Source organism: Aminobacter sp. P4_H6_2, assembly GCF_056400805.1.
In genome coordinates this window covers 1-4,535 of sequence record NZ_JBFUKO010000450.1, presented here as the reverse complement: position 1 = coordinate 4,535, position 4,535 = coordinate 1, and the positions used below count along the sequence as shown (strand labels likewise).

At 61.5% G+C, this 4,535-nt stretch carries 7 protein-coding genes; all 7 read left to right on the top strand.

Annotated features, from left to right (window positions below):
* Window positions 1-528: aminoacyl-tRNA hydrolase (locus AC1DUU_RS24055; protein WP_476785896.1), on the top strand; the 528-nt coding region annotated here is incomplete at its 5' end.
* A gap of 128 nt (window positions 529-656) precedes the next feature.
* The gene (locus AC1DUU_RS24050; RefSeq protein WP_476785895.1) at window positions 657-1,208 is read left to right on the top strand and encodes a dihydrofolate reductase family protein; all 552 of its coding nucleotides are present in this window, start codon (window positions 657-659) and stop codon (window positions 1,206-1,208) included.
* Between the two features lie 59 nt (window positions 1,209-1,267).
* The gene (locus AC1DUU_RS24045) at window positions 1,268-1,525 is read left to right on the top strand and encodes a type II toxin-antitoxin system CcdA family antitoxin (RefSeq protein WP_476785894.1); all 258 of its coding nucleotides are present in this window, start codon (window positions 1,268-1,270) and stop codon (window positions 1,523-1,525) included.
* Entirely contained in the window at window positions 1,512-1,724 is a 213-nt protein-coding gene (locus tag AC1DUU_RS24040) for a hypothetical protein (RefSeq protein WP_476785893.1), read from the top strand. Before AC1DUU_RS24045 ends, AC1DUU_RS24040 begins: the two co-directional genes overlap by 14 nt.
* 246 nt (window positions 1,725-1,970) lie before the next feature.
* The gene (gene ychF / locus AC1DUU_RS24035) at window positions 1,971-3,074 is read left to right on the top strand and encodes a redox-regulated ATPase YchF (protein WP_476785892.1); all 1,104 of its coding nucleotides are present in this window, start codon (window positions 1,971-1,973) and stop codon (window positions 3,072-3,074) included.
* A 15-nt stretch (window positions 3,075-3,089) separates the two neighbouring features.
* On the top strand, window positions 3,090-3,884 hold the full coding sequence (locus tag AC1DUU_RS24030; RefSeq protein ID WP_476785891.1) for an APH(3')-II family aminoglycoside O-phosphotransferase: 795 nt from the start codon (window positions 3,090-3,092) through the stop codon (window positions 3,882-3,884).
* 183 nt (window positions 3,885-4,067) lie between these two features.
* Window positions 4,068-4,535, top strand: a 468-nt coding sequence (locus AC1DUU_RS24025; protein WP_476785890.1) for a CorA family divalent cation transporter, incomplete at its 3' end; no start/stop codon positions are given.

Here is a 4,535-nt window from a genome sequence, read left to right as displayed (position 1 = left end):
GTCGGGGAAGCCTTGCGCTTCTACAAGCTCGAACCTTCAGCGCTGACCGTCTTTTACGATGAGCTCGACCTGATCGCCGGCAAGGTGCGGGTCAAGATCGGCGGCGGCGCGGGTGGCCATAACGGCATCCGCTCGATCGACCAGCACATCGCCAAGAACTATCGCCGTGTCCGCATCGGCATCGGCCATCCTGGCGTCAAGGAAATGGTGCACGACCACGTTCTGGGTGACTTCGCCAAGGCCGACAAGGAATGGCTGGACGTTCTTCTCGACCTGGTGGCCGATAGTGCCGATTTTCTGACCAAGGGCGACGACAACGGCTTCATGAACAAGGTGACGGTCGGCCTGCGCGACAAGCTTGCACCCACTTCCGACGACGACCGCCCGCCGCCCAGGGCCCCAAAGCAGCAAGCGCCAAAAGCTCAAAGCCACATCCGCCAGGCCCGCACGCCCCAGGCTCCGGTCAAGATTCCCGAAAGCGGGCCGATGGCTGCGATGCTGAAAAAGCTGTTCGGCAACAAGGATTGATCTGGCGATACCCTTGTTTTCCAGAGGCGGCCTCAATGCTCCCCTGAAGCCAGCCAGCGAACGCTCCTGACAAAAGCCGACCAGCCTTCGTGTTAAAGAATGCTCTTTGGCAACAAGGAGCGATTCCGATGGCCCCTGTCGGCGTTGGCGACGTCATCTACATGTTCGCGATGTCGCTTGACGGCTACATTGCCCGAGAAGACGGCAGCTTCGACTGGCTCGACAATTTTCCGGCTGATGACGACTATGATTTTTCCGGGTTCATGGCGTCGCTGAGCGGTATCGTCATGGGGCGCGCGACTTATGATGTTGTTCGCCGCGAACCGGAATGGGGCTACGCCAGGCACCGTTGCCTCGTCGCTACGTCGCGCCCACTCGAAAACCCGCCCGAGAACGTGGAAGCGATGGCCGGCACGCCTGCCGAGATGCTCGCCAATTTGCGGGCACGTGGTGCCGATGGCCGCATCTGGCTGTTCGGCGGCGGCGACCTCGCCCGCCAGTTCATGGACGCCGGCCTGCTCGACACCATCGAGATCGGAACGATCCCGGTGATCCTGGGCTCCGGCATCCCTGCCTTTGGCGGCAAGCAGGCCGATCGCTGGCTCGATCTGGCCTTTGCCAAGCCGCTCGCCAATGGCGCGGTGCATTCGCAATACCGCGCGCGAAGGGCGGATTCTTGAAGGGCTGAGCTTCAAAGGCTATATACGAAAACACGAGGCTCGTGTTTTCGTGAGTTGCCATGAAGAACGTGACCATTTCGATGGATGGGGAGCTGCTGCGCGAGGCACGTATCGAGGCAGCGAAGGCGGGCCTGAGCATATCGCGATATGTCTCTGGCCTGGTTCAACAGAGCGTGCGCGACACAACGCAAGGAAGCCGCGATCAAGAGCGCGAGCGGCGAATGAAGGCGCTGGAACGCTTCCTGAACGGACCCAAGTTGCCCATCTCGGAAAACGGGCGCATGCCAACCGCTGAAGAGCGCAATGCAAGGCGATAAGGTATTCATCGACAGCAATGTCTTGCTGTACGCGCGTGATATCGCGCTCTCGGCCAAGGCCGACATATCGAATGCCTGGCTTCGTGAAACGGTTTGGCGCGGTGTCGCCTGCGTGAACCTGCAGGTCCTCAACGAAGTGACCCAAGTCATGTTGCGAAAGCGGCGGGACCTGACAGGACGAGGTATTTGCGGCAGTTGACGAGCTTTCATTTCTGGGAAACAGTCCAATTACCATGGCGTCTGTCCATGCTGCTCGAAGGATCCGCGCAGAAACACTCTACTCCTGGTGGGATTGCCTGCTGCTCGCCTGCGCCCTTGAACTCGGCTGCAAATACTTCCTTTCCGAGGATTTGCAGGACGGGCAGGACATCGAAGGCTTGACGATCGTTAATCCTTTCGCCCATAGCCCTGATCAAATTCAGATTTCCCGATAGGACCAATCACCATGGGTTTCAAATGCGGCATCGTTGGCCTGCCCAACGTAGGCAAATCGACGCTTTTCAACGCGCTGACGCGCACGGCAGCCGCGCAGGCGGCAAACTACCCCTTCTGCACCATCGAGCCGAACACCGGTGAGGTGGCGGTTCCGGACCCGCGCCTAAAACTTCTGGCGGCGACCGCCAAGTCGAAGGAGATCATCCCGACCCGTATTTCCTTCGTCGATATCGCTGGCCTGGTGCGCGGCGCTTCGAAGGGCGAAGGCCTGGGCAACCAGTTCCTCGCCAATATCCGCGAGGTCGACGCGATCGTGCACGTGCTGCGCTGCTTCGAAGATGACGACATCACCCACGTCGAAGGCCGCATCGATCCGGTCGCCGACGCCGAGACGGTCGAGACCGAGCTGATGCTCGCCGACCTCGAAAGCCTCGAGCGCCGCATCGTGCAGTTCCGCAAGCGCGCCGCAAGCAAGGACAAGGAAGCAACCACCGTCCTGCCGATGATGGAGCAGTCGCTTGCGCTGCTGCAGGACGGCAAGCCGGCGCGCCTGCTGCTCAAGGGCATTGCCGCCGAAGACCTCGAGATCCTTCAGGGCCTCAACCTCCTGACTTCGCATCCTGTGCTTTATGTCTGCAACGTCGCCGAAAGCGATGCCGCGACCGGCAACGAGCACACCCGCGCCGTCGAGAAGATGGCTGCGGCACAAGGCGCTGGCGTCGTCGTCATCTCGGCCGCCATCGAAGCCGAAGTCGCCCAGCTGCCCGACGAAGAAGCCCAGGAATTCCTGGCCGATCTCGGCCTCAAGGAGCCGGGCCTGGATAAGCTCATCCGCGCCGGTTACGAGCTTTTGCACCTGATCACCTATTTCACCGTCGGCCCCAAGGAGACGCGTGCCTGGACCGTGCACAAGGGCGCCAAGGCGCCGCAGGCGGCGGGCGTGATCCACACCGACTTCGAACGCGGCTTCATCCGTGCCCAGACCATCGCCTATAACGACTTTGTCACGCTCGGCGGCGAAGTTCCGGCCAAGGAGGCCGGCAAGGCGCGCGACGAAGGCAAGGAATATGTCGTCCAGGACGGCGACGTCATGCTGTTCAAGTTCAACACCTGATGCCTTGAGACCCCGATGACGCAACACGCATCTTTCGAGATCGATCTTCCGAAATCGTTGCGGGCCGCGTTATCGGGTTACGACTGGGACCGGCAGACCATCGGCCATTCCGATGCCGGCGTGTTCAAGCTTGCAGCCAACGGCAAGCCGACCCTTTTCCTCAAGACCGAAGAGACCAGCGACTTTGCCGAGCTGCCCGATGAGGTGGCTCGGCTGCGCTGGTTAGGCAGCCAAGGCGTCCCCTGCCCCAAAGTCATCGTCTTCGATACCCATGCCGGCCACAACTGGCTGCTGATGAGCGCGCTTGCCGGCCAGGATCTGGTTTCGCAAGTGACCGCGCCCGACAAGGCCATCGCCATCATGGCCAAGGCGCTGCGCAGCTTGCATGCGCTGGATATCTCCTCCTGCCCGTTCGACCATAGGCTTGCGGCGCGTATCGCTTTGGCAAAGTCCCGCATGGAAGCCGGCGAGGTCGATGAGGACGACTTCGACGAGGAATGGCTAGGACAAACCGCCGAAACGGTATTCGAACAGGTTCTGGCGCGCCGGCCAGCCAGCGAAGAGCTGGTGGTGACCCATGGCGACGCGTCCATGCCAAATTTCATCGCCGATGCCGACAGCTTCTCAGGCTTCATCGATTGCAGCCGGCTAGGCGTCGCCGACCGTCATCAGGATTTGGGCATCGTCTGCTGGAGCATCCACACCAATCTTGGCGAAGAGTGGATAGCGCCCTTCCTCGCGCTGTACGGCCTCCCGGAGGCCGAAGCGGCGAAGCTCTCCTACTACCAGCTGCTCGACGAGTTCTTCTAAGCAGACCTCGGTGACGACGTCATAGTTCCGTCATGTCCCGCCCCTACGGACTGGCGGCTTGACGCCTGCTGCGCCCGGGTCTACGCGCGGCCTGGTGGGCCGGCTGTCGGCACTGTGTTTTGACGTTAACTTGAGCGCGTGCCCGGTTGGGCAGTCTCGCCTCCAGCATGGGAGACCCGGCCGATGATCAAGGCATTCGTCGTGGAAAACGAGCGTCTGCGGCTCTCGGAGAATATCGAGGCCGACAAGGACAGGATCGTGTGGGCCGACATGTTCACGCCGACCAAAGACGAAGAGGCAATGATCGAGCAATGGCTCGGGGTTGGTGTTCCGACGCGCGAAGAGATGGAGGAGATCGAAATCTCGTCGCGCCTCTATGTCGAGGACGGCGCCTATTTCATGACCGCCACCTTGCCCTCGCAGGCCGACAGCGACGATCCTGTGATGTCGCCCGTCACCTTCGTTTTGCGCCGCAATCTGCTGGTCACCATCCGCTATCACGAGCCGCGCGCCTTCCAGACCTTTCCGATGCGGGCCGAAAAGGCCTCGACCGGCTGCACCACGGGCGAAACCATCCTCATCGGCCTGCTGGAGGCGATCGTCGACCGCCTCGCCGACGTCTTGGAGCGTGCTTCGCGTGGTGTGGAGGCG

Bases quoted from the DNA above. Each gene is read 5' to 3' on its own strand.
- AC1DUU_RS24050 (WP_476785895.1), top strand. From the start codon at position 657: ATGGCCCCTGTCGGCGTTGGCGACGTCATCTACATGTTCGCGATGTCG.
- AC1DUU_RS24045 (WP_476785894.1), top strand. From the start codon at position 1,268: ATGAAGAACGTGACCATTTCGATGGATGGGGAGCTGCTGCGCGAGGCA.
- AC1DUU_RS24040 (WP_476785893.1), top strand. From the start codon at position 1,512: ATGCAAGGCGATAAGGTATTCATCGACAGCAATGTCTTGCTGTACGCG.
- ychF (WP_476785892.1), top strand. From the start codon at position 1,971: ATGGGTTTCAAATGCGGCATCGTTGGCCTGCCCAACGTAGGCAAATCG.
- AC1DUU_RS24030 (WP_476785891.1), top strand. From the start codon at position 3,090: ATGACGCAACACGCATCTTTCGAGATCGATCTTCCGAAATCGTTGCGG.